Source organism: Asticcacaulis sp. AC466, assembly GCF_000495815.1.
Classification (GTDB): Bacteria; Pseudomonadota; Alphaproteobacteria; order Caulobacterales; family Caulobacteraceae; genus Asticcacaulis.
Genome location: NZ_AWGE01000017.1, coordinates 72,964 through 93,918, shown reverse-complemented (window position 1 = coordinate 93,918; position 20,955 = coordinate 72,964). Strand labels below are relative to the sequence as shown.

Sequence of the window (20,955 nt, the reverse complement as noted above, 5' to 3'; positions counted from 1 at the left end):
TCAGAAACGGCTGATTTTGAGATGGGGGGCAACCACCGCAAAGAGCGATTAATCGTGCGGCAATTTATTCGCTAAAGGCGCAGACGTTTCCTTCAACGCCTCGGCCGCGCTCGCCGCCATGTGCGCAGCTCCCCTGGGTGACATGAGCGCCGCCGTCTTCATGCTCGCGTGCGTCACACCGGCCAGCCGGGCTACGGCCATTTGCCGATAATTGTCAAAACCCTGGACCATACAGGCTCCTGCGGACGCCTTCGCCGCCGCCGCCAGCGCGCCGAGATAATCGCGCAAACCGTCTTCGTCACGCTTTGCGCCATCATACTCAATGCAAACTCCGGACAGGCCGCATTTGGCGAGGCCGGTGATAATCTTACGGTCAGGACTGACGGAACCAACGGCCGTCATGCAGTAAGGCTTTATAAGAGATACGATTTCCAAAACGCGGTGCGGCGGCACGCCATCAAGCCCACGGATTTCGAACAGCACCTTTAGCCCCATTTCGGCGGCAGCCTTCTGGACTTCGGCGGTAATTTTCTGTCGGGCACGTGCCGAGGCAAAGGTCGAAAAGGCCGCGGGCACCACCATCATCATCTTGCGCTGTTCGGGTGTGCGCAGTTTCAGCAGCTTGAGCCCTTGATCAATATTCATGATATCGACCATTTCGCGCAAGCCCCAATCCAGGTTGGCCAGGCCTTTGCGATCGAGAAGCGTGTTGTCGAGCGCCTCCATGACCATCGCCTCAAGCCGATGTCCGATCAGAACCATTTTTTTCATTTCGAAAAGCGGTTCGATGGCGCTGGCGACCTTAAGGTTACGGCCGGCGTAGGACACCGTAGCGGCGACAATGATCGGCCGGTTGGCAGCCTGCGCACCGTCAGCCTTGCCATCCACGGCGTGGGTTCCATCTGGATGCGTACCGGCGGCGCGTGCCTTTATCGGACCGTTTCCGCTCTCGTCGACGTCGTAGCAGGCATTAATGTCTATCTTTTTCAATGACAGGCAATCGACATCTTCGGCCAGTACATCGTACAACGGCACCTCCAGCGCCGACATGTCGCCGACGAAGAAACTGCACAGTTCGCGCCAGAGCTCCGTCATAAACAAAGCGCCCTTGCGCTTCCCGGCTTCCGGTATCATGCCGAGGAAGCAATCCTCGTTTATGCCAATGCACCAGTTCGGTTCCGAGTAGATGCGCTCAAACGCGGTTTTCAAATGTTCGAATACCAGCTCGCGCTTCACGTCCCACTTGATACCGAGACGTACGACCAAGGTATCGAGCTTGAGGAGAAATGTGTGACCATTGATGTCGACATGAGTTTCGCGCAAACGCTCGACAATTTCGACGGCGTCGGCACGTTCAAGCATCAGTTCTTCGCGCCCGTTGACAAGTATACGCGGCAAAACCGTGGTCGGCTCCCTCGGGGCTTCCTGGTGCATTTCAGACATGGTTGCACTTAGTTTATGGTACTAACAGGCGATCAGCTTACTGACGCCGAATTGAGACAAGATTAACACAGACTATTTTGCGAAATATAACTGCGTTTCCCGGCCAGGTTGTCAATTCTAGCCCCATCAAGCCGGGCCGTTGCGGCATTAAGTAAGTGTTCACCCTGTTCCCCCAGAGTCAGCGCGATTACGAATCTGCCTGCAGCCTATATGGCGACCGGCCCGACTGGAATTTTGGAAACCACCTTGCCCGCCCCGCAACTGGCCCCTGACTTCGACGTTCCCGCAGCCCGCCAGGACTCCGGCCTGACGACCGTCAAGACATCCACACCCGACGTGGGCGCCGGTGATACGCATGCCAGTAATACGCATACCAGTGATACGCTCGGACGTTCCAGTGAGCCCATTCATTCCGACCAGGATCTGATCGTCCGCCTGTGCGGAATGCCAGTCAGCCTGGCCGCTCCCCTGTTGAAATCCGCCCTACCTACCCTGACACCCCAGGCGCTGCTGGCGCTTATCGCCGCCACCGGCGAAGCCCATCATCGCCTGATCGCTGAACGGCCGGGTTTGGATTGGCGCGTGATCAAAGCCCTGTTCCGCAGCCATTGCGACAGCGTCGTGGCCACGATGGCGCGAAATATGCGTCTGGATTTCGACATCGAGGACGAAGCCGCCTTCGCCCGTCGCGCCGCCGCAAATCCGGATGTCCGCGCAGCCGTCCTGGCGCATCCCGGTCTGAAAAACGCCAAGGCCCAGCTCCGGCAAGACCCGACGCAAACGACGGGTCACGGGAACCTCAAACTTCTGGCCCTTCTGCGAGGTGGCGAAACCGCCGGCTTCGTCAGAGAAATGTCACACCGACTGAAACTGGATGTGGCCGGCCTGAGCCAGGCTCTGTCGTCGCCTTCGCCCGTCCCACTGGCTCTTGCCTTATGCGCTGCGGGCCTGGATCGGGCCATTTTTCTTCACGTCATGGCACAGTGGCAAAACTATCATAGCGGCGAACCGCATCTGGCGGAGGGGCAGAAGCCGCTGATACTGTCAGTGTTCAGCCTTGCGCCGGAGGACGCCCGCCGAAAATTGGCCGCCCTGATCGCCTCGGCGAGTTGATTTGCCAGCGTCATTTCCGGACCGCGCCGTCGCCCGACAGATGTATACGATTTTGTTTTAATAGATATTTTCGTTTGGAACCTACGCGTGACTTTAGGGAAAGCGCTATAGACGAAAACGGGAAACCTGATTAGATAGACGTCATGTCTCTACGTCTCGACTTCACTGCCTCCGATCGCCCTGAAGCTCAGGCCGCCTGCGCGCGGCTGAAGTCTCTGTATGGATCGGCCAGCAATCCGGATGTGGTAGTGGCGCTCGGTGGCGACGGGTTCCTGCTCCAGACCGTACACAAGTATCTGAAGGAGCAAATTCCCATCTTTGGTATGAACCGCGGATCGGTGGGCTTCCTGCTAAACGATTATGCCGAAGACAGACTGATCGAACGGATACTGAAGAGCGAAAGCACCTTGATCAGCCCCCTCAGTATGACGGCACGAACGCGCGCGGGTACAGAATACAGTGCCCTCGCCTTCAATGAGGTGTCGCTGCTGCGCATGTCTCACCAAGGCGCCAAACTGAAGATTTACATCGACGGAAAGGTCCGTCTGGATGAATTAATGTGCGACGGCATTATGGTCGCCACACCGGCGGGTTCGACGGCTTATAACCTGTCGGCGCACGGTCCGATCATCCCGCTTACCGCCAAGGCCTTGGCGCTCACGCCGATCAGCGCCTTTCGTCCCCGGCGCTGGCGTGGCGCCATCCTGCCGCACACCGCCAAGGTTCGCATCGAAACCCTGGAAGTCGACAAGCGCCCCATCAGCGCCGCCGCCGATACCTTCGATGTCCGCGACGTCGTCAGCGTCGATATCAGCGAGGCCGAAGATCTGAAAGCCACCCTGCTTTTCGATGCCGGGAATGGATACGACGAGCGTGTTTTGGCCGAACAGTTCATGTCTTGAAGACGTTATTCAAAAAGATCGTTCTTATTAGCGGTTCTTAAATTTCCTACGGTTAATGTGGCAGCCAAGAATTGCTAGAAGGTCGCCATTCCCCATGTCCATGTCTGAAAAAGTACAGATTATCCAAGTTCCCAATACCCTGCGTGCCAAGGTTGGCGGTCGTTTGGGTGCGCTGGATTCAGAAGCGATCGCGAAGGCCGAGGCGGCTCTCGCCGACCTTTCCAGCCAGTTCGAAGACTGGTTGATGGATGAAATTCGCAAGCTTGAAGACGTCCAGGCCCGCATCAAGGCGGATGGATTGAACCCAGAAAACGCCGATCAGCTTTTCTATCGCGCGCACGATCTGAAGGGGCTCGGCACGACCTACGGCTTTCCCCTCATTACCCGTATATCCGGCTCACTGTGCAAGATGCTGGACGAAGAGGAAAAACGCGCTCAGGCGCCGTGGAAACTGGTCGAGGCGCATATGGACGCCATACGGGCCGTCGTCCGCGGACAGATCAAGACTGAAAATCATCCGACCGGTAAGATCTTGTCTGAGACCCTGGAAGCCCGCGTCAAGGAACACCTGGACAAGATCGGCCTTAACACCTGATCTTATCCGCAACGAAATCAAAAGGCCCGCATATCACGTGCGGGCCTTTTTCGTTAGACATATCATGCCGCTTTAAGAAGGTCGTTTGCCGACTTTTCCGGCGACTTCGCCCAAAGCCGCCCCTGGCTATCACGATCCAGGCGTTCGTAAAGATAGATGAGATCTTCGCGAGGCGCGAACGGAACCTGCGTCAGGAACCGCTCGATCAAACGCTCCTGCATCCGAATAGGATCGAGATGGCCGGCCTCGGCCTGAAGGGTATGATAGGTTTCTACCGCCATACGGAAGGTTTGGAACATACGGCCAGGCAGACCCGCACGGTCGTAGATAGCCCGCAACCCCAACGATCCGGCATCATGCACCATCAGCCAGGTCCGCTCATGCGGCACGCCGGACAATTCCGACAGGGCGTGTTCGAAGAATGGCATATGTCCGCGCGCCAGAGCACGCAGGATCAGAGAGGGCGTCAGTCGCCCGGACGCCATCAAATGGCTGGCAAGCCCTTGCGGATCGAAGCTGGCGCCGGCCTGATCGGCCATGTCCAGGGTGGCGCGTTCCCGGGCTGCCGTCACAATTTCTACTGCGGTTTCCGGTTTGATGGCATGATGGGCGATCAGTTGTTCCCGTAAACTGGCGCTCACCACATTGATCAGACGCTCACTCACCGAAACCGGCAAGGTCTTGCGATTGACCAATACACTATGCAGCACCTCGGATGTACCGAAGCGATCCATGACGCGGTTCATGCCGCCTTCGGTAAATCGCGCATTGTCATTGGCACAAGCAATCACAGCCGCCTCTTCGACGCCATTGTCGGCCAGCGCGGTCGTTACCACCTCGGACAAGGTTTCGCGCTTGGCGACGGCGATCTGACGAACCGGACCGCCGGAACGAATGATATCGGCAAGGTCTTCATCGCTGAATATCGGGGAAAAGGTCAGCAGCGGCACCGAGACGGTGACCACGTCCTGAGCCAGTTTCATAGCCACATCGTGTGGTAGGAGTTCGGATGTGCGCAATGTCACGGCCAAGGCCCGGCGGACAAGTTCGGCGGCGTCCTGAGCCAGCATCCGGATAATTTCCTGCGCGGCGGCGCGATCGGTGTCCCCCAGGCGCCCGCGCTCCATCACCCGGCATATCTTGTGCGTTGCAACGGCACGGTCGTCGGCGTTTTCACTGCGCACCAGACGCTCGATATCAATATCGGACAAGGTTGTCCTGTGATGAAAGCTCGTTACGGCGGTCATGATCGCGAATCCTTGCAAAACAATGGGTGCAAGTGTCGCGCTGTAAAGCTAACGAAACCTTTATTACGCCTGTATCCACGCGTTCTACGCAAAAAACTTCGACCGGGTAAACCTTTGTATTTTTGGACTTGTCAAAACATGGCTGCGAAACGAGAAACAAAATCATATCGGTTTTTTACTTTTTGCCGACCGAATTGATGACCGAAGTAACCGCGCGGCAACGACTATAGGTTACATTCGCCGGAATGACCGCGTCCAGTAAGCATATGACCCGCCCCATCTCTCCCCCCGTCCGCACCGCACGTGAGTGGGTCGTTCTTGACTATGGCTTGCTGGCGCAATGGCGCCTGTCGCCCTACGCACTTGGCTTTTTCGGAATTGGATTACCGCCATTCCTTTGGGCGGCTGCCGTCAGCATACCCGGTTGGTTGCAGGCCATCTACATTGCCCTGTTCGTGCTCAACTGGACCGTCTTCATGGTTATGAAGGCACAGGCCGCCAAACGCATGACGACCCATCCTGTCCCCGACACCGATATTCGCATCGCCCTGATCCGCGAGCGTCAGCGGCGCCAGTTTTTCGCCGGCGGGCTTTGGGCGGCTTCGCTGGTGGTCATTTCGCTGAGCACGGCTGCTGCGGGCAATAATGCGGAACTTCTGCTGATGATCTGCGCTGGTGCCGCCGTCGGCATAATATTTTTCAGCGCCCCTGTGCTGCTGTGCCTGCTGATCCTGGGCCCGCTGGCTGCGGCAGGGCCGATCTTCGCCATGCATTACCTATATCCAAACGGCGACATCAGCCGGTTCATGACCGGCGGGATGGCGCTTGCGCTGGCCATGGGCTTTATACTGAACCGTCACATGCAGGAACACTATCTTCTGGAAAACAGCCAGCTTGAAATCGCGCGCGAGCGCGAAGCCGCTCGTGCCGACACTCAGGTCCTCAATGACGCCAAGATCGCCCTTATGGAAACTCTCTCCCGGGAAGTGCAGACGGGCCTGAAAAGCATAGAACAGAATCTGTTGCAGGGGCTCACACACCTGACGCGTGCGCCCGCGCCGCGTCAGTATGTAGACAGTGCCCTATCAGAAGTGACCCATCTGCAATCCATCCTGGTCACCACACTGGACAACGATACCGCAGCCGCGGGGCAAATCGAGTTGAACCTGCAAGCACTGGATATCGATCTGCTGGCCGAGCGCATGATGGCTCAGTTCGCGGACCTCGCGCGCAGCAAGGGGCTTACCCTAACCCACAACGCGCAGGCCCTGCCTGCAAAGGGCGCCGTACGCGGCGACGAACACCGTGTCGAGCAGATTTTAGCGCACCTCCTCAGCAACGCCCTGCTGTACACGCAGCAGGGCCGCGTCGAATTGAAACTCTGCCCCTTGTCCGACGGTTACCTGCGCATCGAAGTCGTCGACTCAGGTCCCGGCCTGAGCGATGACGAACTGGAACAGGCCTTCCGTCCACACGCCCGTATCCTGCGGACCTCATCCGGCCATTTGGGCGCCGGTCTGGGCCTTAGCCTGTCTCGTTCGCTAAGCGAATTGATGGGGGGGCGCACCGGCGCGCAAAGCACCTTGGACGTCGGCTCGAAATTTTGGCTGGATTTGCCGTTCGATGCCAAGGCCTCCGCGCCACCGCGTCCGCATGAACCAGAAACCGCGGAAGAGACGACCGCCGACCATTCCCTTCGGGTGCTGCTGATATCCAATGACAGTCTGCGCGCGGCGCAATTGCGCGACATGCTGGAACACCTGGGCCATAAGTGCCTGACGTCAACCTCACGCGAACGGGCGCTAACCCTGGCGAAAAAGGCCCCGGTCGATGCTTGCCTGATCAGTATGGGCGGGTTCGAATCGCTGGATGATGCCGAAAATCTTGCCCGGCTGGAGAGCTTTCTACACACCCTTCGCAATACCCAGGCAAACGCAAAGCTCGACATATTGGCGCTGCTACCGGATGGTGACCAGGCTGAAATCCTGGACGGCCTTGGCGTAAAATCAATATTGATGCCGCTCAGTCGAGAGGCCTTGGTCCGGGCTATTGCGCGGACATCAGCCTCAGCCTGACAGATCACCAAAGGCCTGGCTATAGGGATTGGATCGGCCGTTGCTTGCGCCGTCGTCCGCTTCCGGGCCGAACGCCGAAAGCAGTTGCGTCGTAAACAGCGCGCCCTGCTGATTGGTATCCGTGCCGAACACAAGGCTGAGAATCGCCTGATCAGCCCGCACCTTGTCCATACGCGCGGCAATCAGGGGATTAGCGATTTTCGGCGCATCGTCTTCGATCGGGTCCAGTTCGCGAACTGTTACCGGCGCGGAACCGCCCGTCTTTGTCAGATTGGCCACGACGTCGGTCACGGTCAACGCATGACCATGGTTGTAAAAAATGCTTTTGTTAGCACGCGCCGCGGCGGGAAACAGATTAGCCGCGACCGCCGAGGGGCGCGTCTGACTGGCATTGATCAAGTCAGCGGCGCCTTCAGCCCCCAGAAAATGCGCCACATATAGCTCACCCTGGTTCGGAGCCCGGCCGATACGTCCCTTCAGGTAGGCGGCATGACCTGCCGTCAGTTCAGCGCCCATGACGGCGCTGGCGTTAGCGTCATATCTAAGGCCCAGCACCTGCTTACGTGCGACCGGATTGTCAACGCGGTAACGGCCATCGCGACCGACCGATATCTGGTCCGCATATGAGCCATAGCCGTGCTTGGCGCCATGCGACTTGACCATGCCGAGCCAAGTCTGCTCTATGAACTGGAACAGGCCTGCGGCTGAAGAGGTCGGCGCCTTGGCGTTTGGATTGAGAGAGCTTTCGCGCGTCGCCGTCTTGACAAGGTAGCTGAAATCAACCCCTGTTGCCTCAGCCGCCCGTTGCAAGGCCCCCATAACGCCACTGCCGGCCTGGCGCGCGCCACCCGTGACGGAGCGCACCACCTGATCCGCCGTGCGGTTCAAGGCGTTGGTCTGGGTGTCGGGGGCAATATAGGTACGCATGACTAAAAACCTCTATGCGGCAAATTTTGCCGCATATATGGTTAACATGCGTTTAATTCCTGAAATATCAGAAGCGATCAGGCCTGTATAGGCCATCATCGGCGCCGTCGCGCTGCTCGACAAGCGCCAGTATGATCTTGGCGGCAAATGGCGCAAATATATAGCCGTTGCGACGCATACCCACGGCCACAAACACGCCGGAAGCCTTATCACGGCCAATCAACGGCCATCCGTCCGGAGTAGCGGCCCGCACGCCGGTACGTGGTGTGACGTCATCCGGCAACCCGATGCCCATACCCTCTGCGCGTGCCTTCAGGTCAGCGACAATACCAGGTTCGACCTCGCGATCGGACCGACCCGGTTGCATCGATGCGCCGAACTTGGCCACACGGCCATAGTCCGCGAGATAGCCACGCGGTGAGCGCAAGACACCCGTAGCGCCGCGTCCGGGAACATCAAGGAGGTGCCCCTTTATGGGCTCAAGGACTTGAAGGCTGGGTATGTCAGCCGCCAGTTTCTGCGCGTCGAAACCCGCGGCAACGACAACATGATCGGCATGACGGATGTCTCCGCCAGCGACCTGAACCGAATGCGCTGTCGCACGGATCACTTCGCCGGCCACGAAGCGGCCGCCCGTCGCCAGAAACTGCGCTTTTAAGGCCGCCATCGTGGCCTCCGCCTCGACCAGCCAGTCGTCGCCGATGCGAAGTTCAACACCCGTTTGGGTGTAGGCGGCCCCCATCGCATCGAGACTGGCGGCGACGTCGGTGGTCGTACCTGCCGACACATAAACGCTTTGACTGGCATTTCGCGCCGCCGCCAGAGCCTTACGCACCGCTTCGGGCCATAGGTCATCGAAATAAACCCACGCCGCCTGCGCCGCTTTCAAGCGACGGTATCCATGTATTTGATCCGCTTCGGCCAGGGCCTCTAATGCGGGCGCGATCATACCCGCTGCAACGCCAGACGCCGTATCCCGTGCTTCGTCACGGGCAATAAGCGTAACCGCGTGGCCCCGGCCCTGCGCCGCGACGGCAATAACCAGGCCGACAATGCCCGCGCCGACGACGATAAAAGAATGAGATGAGGTTTGCGCCATGGCTGTGACCTAAGCGATTCCGCGACGCGGCGCCATGCGGCAATATGGCATTTGGGAGAAAAACGGTTAGGAACCGGAACTGCCGCGATGGTACCGCCTGCTGGTTTCGAACCAGCTACCTCCAGAGCCACAATCTGGCGCTCTACCAAGTGAGCTAAGGCGGCACGCTATCGCGAGGGGCCATCCTCTAATATGGCGCGGCCCCGTGATCAAGCCCTTAAAGTCATAAACGACGCAATTCTTGTGAAATCGCTTTGGACCATTCGGCGACAATCCCGCTCAGCCAACGCCACACCTCAAGCTTCGGACCGGATTGTGAGCGCATCGCCCGTTCAATGCACACCCTCGCCTACTTGTAGCCCCTAGCGGCAATATAGGCTTGCAGATCGCTGATACGTGTCTTGTCCGAAGGGTGTGTCGATAGGATCTCAGAGGGCGCGCCACTATTGAGAGCCTGCATATTCTGCCAGACTTCGACCGCCGCGCCGGGGCGATAACCAGCTTTGACCATCAAATCGACACCGATGCGGTCCGCCTCCGATTCGTGCTTACGAGAATAGGGCAGAAGCAAGCCGACCTGCGCACCCAGCCCACCATAGTTCGATATCGCTTTTTGAACATTCCCTTTGGTCACGCCCGTAGCGATTTCCAGGCCAGCCTGGGTCGCCATCTGCTGCGAAGCTCGTTCGGCCGCATGGTGCGCGATAACGTGGCCCGTCTCATGACCGATAACCGCGGCCAATTGGTCATCCGTATTCACGACCTTGAACAGTCCGGTATTGACGCCGACCTTATTACCCGGAATGACGAAGGCATTGGGCTGAGGGTCGTCGAAGAGGACATATTCCCAGGTGCCGGGAATGCCGGATACCGCCGTGATACGCCCTCCAACCGTTTGGATACGCTTGTTCAACGCCGGATCGTGCGAGATCTTGGCCGTCGCCAACTGCTGCTGCCACGCAGACGCGGCTTGCTGTTCCAGCGCCGAATCGTTAACAAGCAGCAATTGCGACCGGCCGAGCGCTTCATTGGTTTCGCAGCCGCCCAGTGCAAGGGTCGAAGAGAGCAAGACGGAAGCCGTCAGGGAGAGAGTCAGATAGCGCGTCATAGGTCATCCTGGGTTAGATTGGCACTTTGATTATGTCTAACCTGATACATCCAAAAATAATATCCCGAACGCACCCATCGCACGTCCGGGATATATTACTCTATTCCCGAAGCTATCAGCTTAACCAAGGGTCCATTTGATGCTGGCCCGCAGCTTGGCGCCCACCGCGATATCTCCTTGGGTCGTATCCACCCGCCCCTTCTCCTGAACCATGCGAACCGTCGCCTTGCCGAAGCCATAGTTCCCTGGTGTTTCGGACAGCGGGGTGCAGGCCACGCGGCCGGCCTTGTCAAGGACCGTGCATTCCACGATGGCCGTGCCTTCCACTTCAGCCATTGCTGCCTTTTCGGGATAATAGTCGCTCAGGGCAGCAGCATCTGGAAAGCGAGTCCAGCGGGCGTGCACAACTGCCGGCGCCGGAACCGGCTTTACGTCCGTGCCGCCCGTTATGGTGGGCTGCAACGTGGGCGGACTTACCGGGCCGCTTTCTACCTTGGCGTCCGTTGACGGCTGCACCGGCAGGGTTTCAACCGTAGTGGGCGGCGCTTTGACAGGATCATGAATCACAACCCGGCTCGCCGGCGGCTGTTGCTGCGTGGGCGTGGGCGGCTTCGGCATGGGCAAAATCTCAACGGTATAGATCGGCCCTTCCGGCACAGTTTCCACCGGCATCAGACTAAAAGTCTGACTGAAGAAATAGTAGAGCAAAGCCAGATGTAGCAATACGGCAAACAGAAGCCCCCAATAAAAGGATGCAGGCAGCTTTTTGGGCTTTGCATCGTCAAAAAGAGGCGAGCGAAAACTTGGAACCGTATCGATCATAATAAATCTCCTCCATGATTAAAGATATCACGCAGAGGGGATTACAGTCCTGCCTAGCAAACAACACAGAACTGTACACGCCTGCATCAAAAGTCCGGCTTATTACTTTTCTTATTGTACAGGAGCATACTACCACCCCGCTTTTGACGCAACCGTCAAAATGCAACCCGTTCTCAGATATGGGGTAGCTTAGTGTATAAAAAAAACGCCCCGCATTTCCATGCGGGACGCTTTTTCATTCGCTGCGAATTCTATGGCTTAGCCCAGAACCCACTTGTAGGTGAACTTCTTCCGGTCGCCATCGCGAAGTTCGCCACCGACTGAACTCGGCTTGACCTTCGCATACTTGACGAACAGCTTCACAGTTGCGGCACCGAAGCCATAGCCCTTGGGGCTTTCGCTTATGATATTGCAACCCGTGACCCGACCGGCCGTGCTGATGGTACAGTCGATCGTGACCGTGCCTTCAACTTCGTCATTCGCGGCGCGATCCGGATAGGAACTGGCCATTTCGTTAGAGCCGGGGTAGCTCCACTCACCGGACACATAACGCGGACCAGGAGGCGCCACGGGGGGCGGTTCACCGGTATTCATTACGGCCGGAGGCGCCGAATATTCGACCTTTTTCTCGATTGGCACAGGCGGCACCGGAATCGGCGGCGGCGGTGTTACACTCGGTACTGGCGGCGTCTCACGCGGCTGAACCACGGGGGGCGGCGGCAGTTTGGTCGGCGGCGGCGGAGGGGGAGGCGGCGGTGGCGGTGGTGGCGGCGCCACCAGATCCACGTTGACCTTTTCGTCCGTGTATTTCACTTCCTTCAGTTCAAACCTGGCCTGAAGGAAGTAGTAGGCAAGACCCAGGTGCAGGGCAACGGCTACGCCGATCCCGGCCCAGAGCGAAGGTGGAATACCTTTGTTCTCGGGCGGATCAAGAATCGGGTCCCGTTTCCTATGGGGTGTTTCTTCCATAAATAGACCCTCTTACTTAGCGTCGTCTTCGCCTTGAAGAGCGACGCTGTAGAAACCATTGTCCTGCAGCTTATTCATCACCTTCATGAATTCGGCATAGCGCGTCTTCTTGTCGGCACGGATGAAAATACGTTCTTCTTCGGGGTTACGTTGACCGACTGCCTTCTTGAGATCATCCCCAAGGGTATCGAGCGACGTACGATCGTTAGCGATATACACGTCTGCATCTTTAGTAATCGAGATGTAAACGGGTTTCGGCGGGTTTTGGATTGGCTTGGCGACTGCCGGAGGCAGGTTCACTTCGACCGACACAGTGGCGAGCGGCGCCGCCACCATGAAGATAATCAGCAGAACCAGCATAACGTCGACGAACGGCGTAACGTTGATTTCCGCGTTGGCCTCGACGTGAAACTTCGAGCCGCCACCACCTGATAGCTTGGCTCCCATACTACTTACGCCCCTTTGTCGAGTTGACGCGACAGGGAGTTCATCAGTTCAGAAACGAATTGTTCCGAACGCGTGCCGTAGTTGGTGATCGACTGGTTGAAGATGTTGTACATGACAACGGCCGGGATAGCGGCGATCAGGCCCAGGCCGGTAGCCATAAGGGCTTCGGCGATACCCGGGGCGACGACGGCCAGGTTGGTCGTGTGCGACTGGGCGATACCGATGAAGGAGTTCATGATGCCGTAAACGGTACCGAACAGACCGATGAACGGACCCGTCGAACCGACCGAAGCCAGGAAGGACAGACCACCCGAAAGGCGCTTGGCCAGGCCGACCTGAACGGCGTTAACCGAAGCTTCAGCGCGATGCAGGGTGGCGTCGCGGTGTTCGCCCGAGATCGACAGACCGGCTTGCTTGGACAGCTGAACTTCTTCGGTGGCCACAGCGGCCATGTCGGCCAGCGGATTACCAGCGAATTCGTCCGAAACCGAGATGCGATTGATGTCGGCGATCGAGCGGGCGCCACGGTAGGCTTCCAGGAAGTTCGTGGTGACGCGGTTGAGCGAACCGAAGTCCATCATCTTCATGACCAAGAGGATCCAGGAGATGACCGAACAGACGGCCAGCAGGATCATGACCAGCTTAACGACGATGGTGGCGCCCATGAACATCGATACGAAATCGACGTTGGCGTTGACGTGCGCCGGAGCGGCGGCCGAGCTTTCGCTGCTGTCGGTGGTCGCATCGGTAGCTGCCGGAGCCGTGGCAGCCGGAGTGGCTGCAGCCGGGGCCGCGGAGGTGGCGGCCATAGCGGGAGCGCTCATGAGCAGCGCAGCAGCGCCAAGCAGAGCAATGAGCGGGTTAGATTTCTTATGTTCGAGCATTTTTCGCCAATTCCTGAATATGGACTTCACCCACCGAAGGGTTGACCAAGGACTAAAGGGGAAGCGTTTACCCCATGTTAAAAACAACAGACGCGCAAAAAACCATGGACCATCAAGTCCTTGGCTCCCCACACTTCCTCGTGCCCCGACTCCAATACGTACAGAATCTGACGTCCGTATCACATCGTACCGGTACACAAACTTTGCCAGTATGGACCATTAAGACCCAAAAGGCGACCTCTTTGTTACAGGCTGTTACACCTGTGATGCAAAGCGGTTTGGGCCTAAATGATCCGGCAACGCCTTAAACGTCAAGGTGTCAGTTACAGACTTTTCACGCCGATGTGACCTCCAAGAGCAGGTCCTTAGCAAAATGTGAACTAAAAGTTCAAACATGTCCGATAGTTAATGTTGCAAAGGGCTCGCAAAAAAAATTATCCGAGGGCCAAAAAAAATTTCCTCTCCAAACGGTTTTTCGAGCTTAGAACGCCTTATGCGCGAATTTTTAAACGCTCAGTCAACTCCCAGCGCCTTTGACTACATGTTACCGCTCACAAAACGGCGTTATAAGGGATTGCGACTCGCCCGCAGAACCTGGGACGCCGCCTCCCAGGCCGACGATGACTAGGCCCGTCAGCGCAGTTGTCATCCGACCAAGGCTGGATTCGCCGCCGTACGTCTATTTGACTAGTTTCCGATGTCCCTATGGCGACATAAAGGAACCATTTACCGGGTTCCTTATATTTTACCCCCTACGCCTTCCCCGTAAACGCATGGTTTGTTGACGTTCGTTCTGGGACGATCTCACCAAAGGAGAGCTGTCATGTTGGACTCGGAAAGGCTTGTTGTCAGAACCCAGTTAGCCGCGCACCTCGTGGTTTTTACCTGCGAAGGCTACGCCGGGGACGATATTGCGCTCGACATCATCGAGTACATCGCGCTGCGCATGAAAACGCGGGAAGACAAAACCGTGCACGAGGTCGGCACTGCGGTTCGTACCGCCCTTATCAGATATGTAGTCAGCGAACTCAGCTTCAGTGACACGCTTGATCATTTCACCGACCTGGCGATGGCGGCACCTGTTGGTGCCGCAGAACTGATCGAAACCATGCACCAGCACGAACGCCCGCGGTAGGCCCCAGACTTGGAGGCCTAAGGGCCGGAGCTCTACGGGTTTAGGCGATAGCCGATCCCCGGTTCGGTCACAATAAACCGAGGGTTCAACGCATCATCCTTCAATTTCTCACGCAGATGCTGGGTGTGAATACGCAAATATGTCTGATTATCCGGAGAGTGACGGTCCCAAACCTGCTTAAGCAGAGACGCATAGGTCAGCACCTTGCCAGAATTACGTGCAAGTACGCTCAACAAACGATATTCGATCGGCGTCAGTCGGACATCTTCACCATCCAGGCGAACCCGTCGTGCCGCGCTGTCTATCGTCAATCCATCATAATCATACACAAACGGCGCATCGCCCTTTGGCCGTGACGCGTGACGCAGGGCGACCTTAATTCGGGCAATGAGTTCCCCGGCCGCGAACGGCTTTGTCAGATAGTCATCCGCCCCAAGTTCCAGAGCCTCAATCTTGTCACGTTCCTGCCCACGCGCCGACAGGACAATAATGGGTATGGACGTCCAGTCGCGCAGATGGCGTATAATCTCCATCCCGTCCATGTCCGGCAACCCCAGGTCCAGCAGGATAATGTCCGGCGTCTGGCTGGTCGCCAGCCGCAGGCCTTCCCTCCCCGTTTCGGCCTCGATGACGGTCATATCGTTGGCGCCAAGCGTTGCTCGCAAAAATTTGCGTATGTCAGCTTCATCCTCGATGGACAGGATGCGAATGCTATCGGTCATAGTATCTCTTTTGGCATTTCCGGGACGATAGGAAGGGTAAAGATAAAACTGGCGCCAGTCTTGTCTGAATTGTTACGGGCGTAGATCATCCCGCCGTGAGCCTGGACGATACCCCGGCAGATGGCGAGGCCGAGACCCGTGCCGCCCGCCCGGTCGGAACTCAGCGTCTGGGCGGTCTGGAACTGTTCGAAAATGCGCGCTTCGTCCCCTGTCTTCAGACCCGCACCATTGTCGGAAATGCGTATACGCAACCGGTCGGCGTCGCGTTCAGCCGTGATGACGATTTCCCCATCGGACGCCGTATGCTGGAACGCATTTTCCAACAGGTTGACAAAGACCTGCTCCACCAGCCCGCCGTCAATCTGCACCATCGGCAGATTACCGACGATCTGCGTGCGCAGTTGCCGATTTTCCTTCGTCGACTGGACCTGGCTAAGCGCGGCTCCGATAATTTCCTGAATCATGTACGGCTGAAAATTGAGCGTCATCTTTCCCGAGGTGATGGCCGCCATGTTCAACAGGTTGCCAACGAATTTCTGCAAGCGGATCAATTGCCCCCACAGCCCTGTCAGTTCGTCCATCGCTTTGCGCGGCAATTCCTTACGCATCTTAAGCAGGAGACTGACCGAACCATTCATAACAGTCAGCGGCGTACGCAAATCGTGGGACAGAGACGACAGCAGAACATTGCGCAGGCGTTCATTCTCGGATTCGACCTTGGACCGCTCGGCTTCGTCCGAGCGACGCGCCCGTTGCAGCGCGCCGGCGACAAGGCTGGCAAAGGTTTCAAATTGCAGGATTTCTGACCCGGTAAAACGGCGACCATTACCGTTCGGCGTCAGACCCATCACACCCAGGGTTTCGTTTTCGGCCTGCAACGGCAGGTATAGCCCCGAGGCCGAAGGCAAGGTATCGGTGTCACGACCGGCCATCTGAGTGTTTGTCGCGACCCAGCGCACCGCGCTCATTTCCTTCATGTCTTCCGGTCCGGCGCTCTTCGGAATGCAACCCAGCCCCTCGGGCGAGTCGACGAACAGGCTTACCGCCAGATTATAGGGTGCGCTGAGATGCGAAATAGCCACCTCGCATATCCGATCCACGCCCCGAACGGACGATAGCGCCCGCGTCAGCCCATACAGGATTTGGGTTTCGCGTTCACGCTCGCTGACCTGACGGGCATGCCGCGACAACCGCGCCGTAAGCGATCCCACCACAAGAGAAGTTACCAGCATGAAGACGAAGGTTATGTAGTAGTACGAGTCATAGAAATTGAACGTGTAATAGGGTTCGGCGAAAAAGAAATTGAATGCCGGCACGCTAAGTATCGATGCGACAACGGACGGCCCAAGACCGAGCCTTGCCGCCACGATAACCACGGCCGTCAGGTAGAGCATGGTTAGATTGTCGGAGGGCGTTTTGTCCCGAAACGGCAAGCCCGCCAGCGTCGCCAAAGCCACAGCAGCAGACGCTACGCCGTAATCGATCGGGCGTGCGATAAACGGCCTTAGGGATGAAGCGACATTTTCGGTGACGCTATAGGGTGCGACATCGCCGTTAATGACAGATATCTCTATGCCGTCGCTGTTTTCGATCAGCTGCTGGGCAAAGGCCGTGCGAAACGGTTTTAACCACCATCTGATCCGCCTGTGCCCCACCATGATACGTGTAAAGCCGTTCTGACGTGCATAGGTAAGGATATCGCGCGCCGGCTGGGCCCCGGATAGCCTGACGACCTGCGCACCGAGATTTTCCGCCAAGCGCAAATATTGCTCGACACGGGCGCGCGATTTCTCATTGAGTGTTTCGTGACGATCGCTTTGCAGATAAACCGCAAACCAAGGCGCCCGGCCACGCGCCGCCATGCGTTTGGCGTGGCGGATCAGGCGCGTCGATAACGGGTCCGGACCGATCAGCAACATAATCTTGTGACCCAGTTGCGCCTCGTTCTGCCCCATGGCGGCATTGAGTTCATCGCTTTGGGCGTCGACGCGCTCCGCCGTGCGCCGAAGCGCCATTTCGCGTAGGACAAGTAGATTGCTTTTCTTGAAGAAATTTTCGGCGGCGCGCGTATTGGCGCCTTCGGCGACGTACACTTTTCCATCAGCCAGGCGCTTGAGCAACTCATCGGACGGAATGTCGACCAGGGCGATATCGTCCGCCGCTTCAAATATAGTGTCTGGCACGGTTTCACGCACCCATACACCCGTCAGTCGCGCGACCTGGTCATTGACGCTTTCCAGATGCTGTACGTTCAGGGTGGTATAGACATCTATCCCGTTGTCGAGCAGTTCCTCGACATCCTGCCAGCGTTTGGGATGGCGTGAACCCGGCGCGTTGGTGTGGGCGAATTCGTCCACCAGAACCAAACCAGGACGCCGCGCCAGGACGCCGTCGAGATCAAATTCGGTCAGACGAATACCCCGGTGGTCGATTTCCAGCATGGGCAGGACCGGAATCCCTTCCATCAAGGCCTGGGTCTCGCGGCGGCCATGGTGCTCTATCACGCCGCTGACCACATCGACGCCGTCCCTCAGGCGCAGGCGCGCCTCGCTCAACATGGCATAGGTCTTGCCGACACCCGCCGAGGCGCCGAAAAAGACCTTCAGACGGCCGCGACGCGGCACGCCTTCGCCCCCGTCATGTCTGACGAGGGCGAGCAGCTTATCGGGGTCCGGTCGGGTGTCGGGACTCACTTCATCTTTCCATCGAGCCTGAGATTGAGCTCTAGCACATTGACGCGCGGCTCACCGAGAATGTTGAAGGTGCGATTATAGGACGATGTCCTTATCATCGCCTTGACCGCATCGTCGCTCAGGCCGCGTGCGACGGCGACGCGGTGGGCCTGATACAGGGCCGCGGCCGGTGTGATGTCCGGGTCCAGCCCCGACGCCGAAGCCGTCACCAGATCGACGGGTATCGGTGCTGTATTCGCAGGATCGGCGGCTTTCAGCGCGGCCACCCGCGCCTTGACGGCGTCCATGAGCGCGGGGTTGTTAACACCGAAATTTGACCCGCCAGATGCGCTGGCATTGTAGGGCGTATTGGAGGTCGCCGACAGGCGGCCCCAAAAATACTTGGGCTGGTCGAAATTCTGACCGATCAGCCGTGACCCAATGACGCGACCCGTCTCGTCGCGGATCAGGCTGCCTTGCGCCTGGGACGGGAAGGTCAGGTGCAGGATACCCGTCGTCACCAGCGGATAACCGACACCGAGCAGAAGGGTGAGAAGGAGCGTCGACACCAGGGCCGGACGCAGGTTGGAAGCCAGGGCTTTCATAGGGAGCTCTCCTTGAGCGAAACTTTAAATCCGTAAGGTCGGTCAGGCCAGTCCGATGGCCGCAAGGCCCATATCGATGAGCTTGATACCAATAAAGGGAGCGATGATGCCGCCCAGCCCATAGACGAACATGTTTCGCGACAGCATCTTCGCCGCCGGCTCGGCGCGGTACTTCACCCCTTTCAGGGCCAGCGGGATCAGCGCGATGATAATCAGGGCGTTGAAGATGACCGCCGCCAGTATGGCGCTTTGAGGCGATTTCAACCCCATCACATTGAGCGCACCCAGGACCGGATAGGTCGTGGCGAACGCCGCCGGAATGATGGCGAAATATTTGGCCAGATCGTTGGCGATGCTGAAGGTTGTCAGGGCGCCGCGCGTCATCAGCAGTTGCTTGCCGATCTCGACGATTTCGATCAGCTTGGTCGGATCGGAATCCAGATCGACCATGTTGCCGGCTTCCTTCGCCGCCTGGGTGCCGGAATTCATCGCCACAGCGACGTCCGACTGGGCAAGCGCCGGCGCATCGTTCGTACCGTCTCCAACCATGGCGACCAGTTCGCCGCCCTCCTGCATCTGGCGAATGTATTTCAGCTTGGTTTCCGGCGTTGCCTGGGCGACGAAATCGTCCACCCCAGCCTCTGAGGCGATGGCGGCGGCGGTCAGGGGGTTGTCGCCGGTGATCATCACCGACTTGATACCCATCTTGCGCAACTCGGCCAGGCGCTGCTTGATGTCGGGCTTCACGATGTCCTTGAGGTAGACGACCCCCAGCACCTGGCTGTTTTCCGCGACCATGAGCGGCGTTCCGCCCTTCCGCGCTATGTCTTCGACCTGGGTCGTGACCTCTGCCGGAACCACGCCACCCTTCAGTCCAACAAGCTTGCCGATGGCGTCGCCGGCGCCTTTCATGATGTGGCGTTCCTTGATGACGATCCCGGAGACCCGCTGATCGGCGCTGAACGGAATGAAGGTAGCGTCAAGAGAAGACGCGGCCTTTTCCGGCAGGCTGAACAGGCGTCGCGCCAGAGTGACGATCGAGCGTCCTTCGGGGGTTTCGTCGGCCAGGGACGACAATTCTGCGGCTTCGGCCAATTGTTGCTGGGTGACGCCGGGCGCTGGAAAGAACTCGACAGCCTGACGATTGCCGAAGGTGATGGTGCCCGTCTTGTCGAGCAGCAGGACATTGACATCGCCTGCGGCTTCGACGGCACGGCCGGAAGTGGCGATCACATTGGCGCGGATAAGGCGCTGCATGCCGGAAATACCAATGGCTGACAACAGGCCGCCTATGGTGGTGGGAATCAGGCAGACCAGCAAGGCGACCAGCACCGTGATCGTAATGACCATCCCGGAGCCCGCGCGCGTGACGCTGAACAGCGAGTACGGCAGCAAGGTGGCGCAGACGAGCAGGAAGATAATGGTCAGGGCCGCCAGAAGGATCGACAGGGCGATCTCGTTCGGCGTCTTCTGACGTTTGGCGGACTCCACCAGACCGATCATGCGGTCAAGAAAGCTTTCGCCGGGATCGGACGTAACCCGCACGACCAGCCAGTCGCTGAGGACACGCGTGCCGCCGGTGACGGCGTCACGGTCACCACCGGATTCGCGGATGACCGGGGCTGATTCCCCTGTCACGGCGCTCTCGTCAACACTGGCGACACCTTCGATAACCTGGCCGTCGGTCGGCACAAAGTCGCCCGCCGAAATCACGACGATGTCGCCCTTGCGCAAGGAATTGGCCGGAACGGTGGTGAATTTATCGCGGTCTGAGGCCTTGGCCAGCTTTTTGGCCAAGACGTCGCGGCGGGCCTTTTTCAGGCTGTCCGCCTGGGCCTTGCCCTTGCCTTCAGCGATCGCCTCGGCAAAGTTGGCAAACAACAGGGTGAACCAGAGCCAGAAGGTGATCAGGCCGACGAACCATAGAGGCTGGCCGCCACCGATAAGCGCGCCTGGCCGCACCACCATCACCGCAAAGATGCCGGTTGTGACGATGGACCCGACGAATACCAGGAACATGACGGGGTTGCGCAGTTGGTAGACCGGATTGAGACGCAGGAACGTCGTCTTGAGGACTGAGCCAAGGTCGGCACCGTCTAGAAGGCCGGTTTTTTGAACGTGAGTATTCATGAATAATGCCTTTGATCATTCTCCGGGGCCTGACGGCTCCGGCGAGGCGGGGCGCGCCAC

General features: G+C 58.2%; 18 protein-coding genes and 1 tRNA gene. 5 read left to right on the top strand and 14 right to left on the bottom strand.

The features are described from left to right. Window positions 1–48: 48 nt before the first annotated feature. Window positions 49–1,443, bottom strand: a complete 1,395-nt coding sequence (locus tag AEAC466_RS38500; protein WP_235074323.1) for a hypothetical protein — start codon at window positions 1,441–1,443, stop codon at window positions 49–51. Window positions 1,444–1,689: 246 nt separating this feature from the next. Between AEAC466_RS38500 and AEAC466_RS38495 the strand changes: the two genes are divergently transcribed. The 3 genes from AEAC466_RS38495 (at window position 1,690) to AEAC466_RS38485 (ending at window position 4,053) form a co-directional block, all read left to right on the top strand. Further along, entirely contained in the window at window positions 1,690–2,556 is an 867-nt protein-coding gene (locus tag AEAC466_RS38495) for a DUF2336 domain-containing protein (RefSeq protein ID WP_162148961.1), read from the top strand. Window positions 2,557–2,699: 143 nt separating this feature from the next. Beyond that, window positions 2,700–3,458, top strand: a complete 759-nt coding sequence (locus AEAC466_RS38490; protein ID WP_023459255.1) for an NAD kinase — start codon at window positions 2,700–2,702, stop codon at window positions 3,456–3,458. A gap of 100 nt (window positions 3,459–3,558) precedes the next feature. Continuing rightward, complete coding sequence (locus AEAC466_RS38485; protein WP_031239188.1) at window positions 3,559–4,053, top strand: Hpt domain-containing protein; 495 nt, start codon at window positions 3,559–3,561, stop codon at window positions 4,051–4,053. 62 nt (window positions 4,054–4,115) lie between these two features. On the opposite strand, the gene AEAC466_RS38480 is transcribed toward AEAC466_RS38485, so the two are convergent. Beyond that, complete coding sequence (locus tag AEAC466_RS38480) at window positions 4,116–5,300, bottom strand: DUF2336 domain-containing protein (RefSeq protein ID WP_023459253.1); 1,185 nt, start codon at window positions 5,298–5,300, stop codon at window positions 4,116–4,118. Between the two features lie 266 nt (window positions 5,301–5,566). On the opposite strand from AEAC466_RS38480, the gene AEAC466_RS38475 reads away from it, so the two are divergent. After that, the gene (locus tag AEAC466_RS38475) at window positions 5,567–7,375 is read left to right on the top strand and encodes a sensor histidine kinase (RefSeq protein WP_235074322.1); all 1,809 of its coding nucleotides are present in this window, start codon (window positions 5,567–5,569) and stop codon (window positions 7,373–7,375) included. Here the strand turns inward: AEAC466_RS38475 and AEAC466_RS38470 are convergent. The 8 genes from AEAC466_RS38470 to AEAC466_RS38435 all read right to left on the bottom strand — a co-directional run bounded on the left by AEAC466_RS38470 (window position 7,367) and on the right by AEAC466_RS38435 (window position 13,631). Beyond that, entirely contained in the window at window positions 7,367–8,302 is a 936-nt protein-coding gene (locus AEAC466_RS38470; protein WP_023459251.1) for a transglycosylase SLT domain-containing protein, read from the bottom strand. The genes AEAC466_RS38475 and AEAC466_RS38470 overlap by 9 nt on opposite strands. A gap of 67 nt (window positions 8,303–8,369) precedes the next feature. Then, entirely contained in the window at window positions 8,370–9,401 is a 1,032-nt protein-coding gene (locus AEAC466_RS38465; protein ID WP_023459250.1) for an NAD(P)/FAD-dependent oxidoreductase, read from the bottom strand. Between the two features lie 88 nt (window positions 9,402–9,489). Further along, window positions 9,490–9,565, bottom strand: a tRNA-His gene (locus tag AEAC466_RS38460). Between the two features lie 185 nt (window positions 9,566–9,750). Continuing rightward, complete coding sequence (locus AEAC466_RS38455) at window positions 9,751–10,509, bottom strand: M48 family metallopeptidase (protein ID WP_023459249.1); 759 nt, start codon at window positions 10,507–10,509, stop codon at window positions 9,751–9,753. 120 nt (window positions 10,510–10,629) lie between these two features. Next, entirely contained in the window at window positions 10,630–11,331 is a 702-nt protein-coding gene (locus AEAC466_RS38450; RefSeq protein WP_023459248.1) for an energy transducer TonB, read from the bottom strand. Between the two features lie 258 nt (window positions 11,332–11,589). Beyond that, the gene (locus AEAC466_RS38445) at window positions 11,590–12,300 is read right to left on the bottom strand and encodes a TonB family protein (protein WP_023459247.1); all 711 of its coding nucleotides are present in this window, start codon (window positions 12,298–12,300) and stop codon (window positions 11,590–11,592) included. Window positions 12,301–12,312: 12 nt separating this feature from the next. Continuing rightward, window positions 12,313–12,747 carry a biopolymer transporter ExbD gene (locus AEAC466_RS38440; RefSeq protein WP_023459246.1) on the bottom strand — a complete coding sequence of 145 codons (435 nt, stop codon included), beginning with the start codon at window positions 12,745–12,747 and terminating at the stop codon, window positions 12,313–12,315. Between the two features lie 5 nt (window positions 12,748–12,752). Next, entirely contained in the window at window positions 12,753–13,631 is an 879-nt protein-coding gene (locus AEAC466_RS38435) for a MotA/TolQ/ExbB proton channel family protein (protein WP_023459245.1), read from the bottom strand. 823 nt (window positions 13,632–14,454) lie between these two features. On the opposite strand from AEAC466_RS38435, the gene AEAC466_RS38430 reads away from it, so the two are divergent. Next, window positions 14,455–14,766 carry a hypothetical protein gene (locus AEAC466_RS38430; RefSeq protein WP_023459244.1) on the top strand — a complete coding sequence of 104 codons (312 nt, stop codon included), beginning with the start codon at window positions 14,455–14,457 and terminating at the stop codon, window positions 14,764–14,766. Window positions 14,767–14,798: 32 nt separating this feature from the next. Here AEAC466_RS38430 and AEAC466_RS38425 read toward each other — a convergent pair whose 3' ends face one another. From AEAC466_RS38425 to kdpB, 4 genes are read right to left on the bottom strand one after another with little or no spacing between them, the layout of a single operon-like run. Then, window positions 14,799–15,488, bottom strand: coding sequence for a response regulator (locus AEAC466_RS38425; RefSeq protein WP_023459243.1), 690 nt, complete (start codon window positions 15,486–15,488; stop codon window positions 14,799–14,801). Continuing rightward, window positions 15,485–18,181: a sensor histidine kinase gene (locus AEAC466_RS38420; protein ID WP_023459242.1), complete on the bottom strand. Its 2,697-nt coding sequence runs from the start codon at window positions 18,179–18,181 to the stop codon at window positions 15,485–15,487. The genes AEAC466_RS38425 and AEAC466_RS38420 overlap by 4 nt, the downstream gene beginning before the upstream one ends. Continuing rightward, window positions 18,178–18,756 carry a potassium-transporting ATPase subunit KdpC gene (kdpC, locus tag AEAC466_RS38415; protein WP_304412630.1) on the bottom strand — a complete coding sequence of 193 codons (579 nt, stop codon included), beginning with the start codon at window positions 18,754–18,756 and terminating at the stop codon, window positions 18,178–18,180. The genes AEAC466_RS38420 and kdpC overlap by 4 nt, the downstream gene beginning before the upstream one ends. Window positions 18,757–18,807: 51 nt before the next feature. Continuing rightward, window positions 18,808–20,895, bottom strand: coding sequence for a potassium-transporting ATPase subunit KdpB (kdpB, locus tag AEAC466_RS38410; protein ID WP_023459240.1), 2,088 nt, complete (start codon window positions 20,893–20,895; stop codon window positions 18,808–18,810). Window positions 20,896–20,955: the final 60 nt, after the last annotated feature.

Bases quoted from the DNA above. Each gene is read 5' to 3' on its own strand.
- AEAC466_RS38470 (WP_023459251.1), bottom strand. From the start codon at position 8,302: ATGCGTACCTATATTGCCCCCGACACCCAGACCAACGCCTTGAACCGC.
- AEAC466_RS38480 (WP_023459253.1), bottom strand. From the start codon at position 5,300: ATGACCGCCGTAACGAGCTTTCATCACAGGACAACCTTGTCCGATATT.
- AEAC466_RS38440 (WP_023459246.1), bottom strand. From the start codon at position 12,747: ATGGGAGCCAAGCTATCAGGTGGTGGCGGCTCGAAGTTTCACGTCGAG.
- AEAC466_RS38455 (WP_023459249.1), bottom strand. From the start codon at position 10,509: ATGACGCGCTATCTGACTCTCTCCCTGACGGCTTCCGTCTTGCTCTCT.
- AEAC466_RS38490 (WP_023459255.1), top strand. From the start codon at position 2,700: ATGTCTCTACGTCTCGACTTCACTGCCTCCGATCGCCCTGAAGCTCAG.
- AEAC466_RS38500 (WP_235074323.1), bottom strand. From the start codon at position 1,443: ATGTCTGAAATGCACCAGGAAGCCCCGAGGGAGCCGACCACGGTTTTG.
- AEAC466_RS38450 (WP_023459248.1), bottom strand. From the start codon at position 11,331: ATGATCGATACGGTTCCAAGTTTTCGCTCGCCTCTTTTTGACGATGCA.
- kdpB (WP_023459240.1), bottom strand. From the start codon at position 20,895: ATGAATACTCACGTTCAAAAAACCGGCCTTCTAGACGGTGCCGACCTT.
- AEAC466_RS38465 (WP_023459250.1), bottom strand. From the start codon at position 9,401: ATGGCGCAAACCTCATCTCATTCTTTTATCGTCGTCGGCGCGGGCATT.
- AEAC466_RS38430 (WP_023459244.1), top strand. From the start codon at position 14,455: ATGTTGGACTCGGAAAGGCTTGTTGTCAGAACCCAGTTAGCCGCGCAC.
- AEAC466_RS38485 (WP_031239188.1), top strand. From the start codon at position 3,559: ATGTCTGAAAAAGTACAGATTATCCAAGTTCCCAATACCCTGCGTGCC.
- AEAC466_RS38445 (WP_023459247.1), bottom strand. From the start codon at position 12,300: ATGGAAGAAACACCCCATAGGAAACGGGACCCGATTCTTGATCCGCCC.
- AEAC466_RS38475 (WP_235074322.1), top strand. From the start codon at position 5,567: ATGACCCGCCCCATCTCTCCCCCCGTCCGCACCGCACGTGAGTGGGTC.
- AEAC466_RS38425 (WP_023459243.1), bottom strand. From the start codon at position 15,488: ATGACCGATAGCATTCGCATCCTGTCCATCGAGGATGAAGCTGACATA.
- AEAC466_RS38435 (WP_023459245.1), bottom strand. From the start codon at position 13,631: ATGCTCGAACATAAGAAATCTAACCCGCTCATTGCTCTGCTTGGCGCT.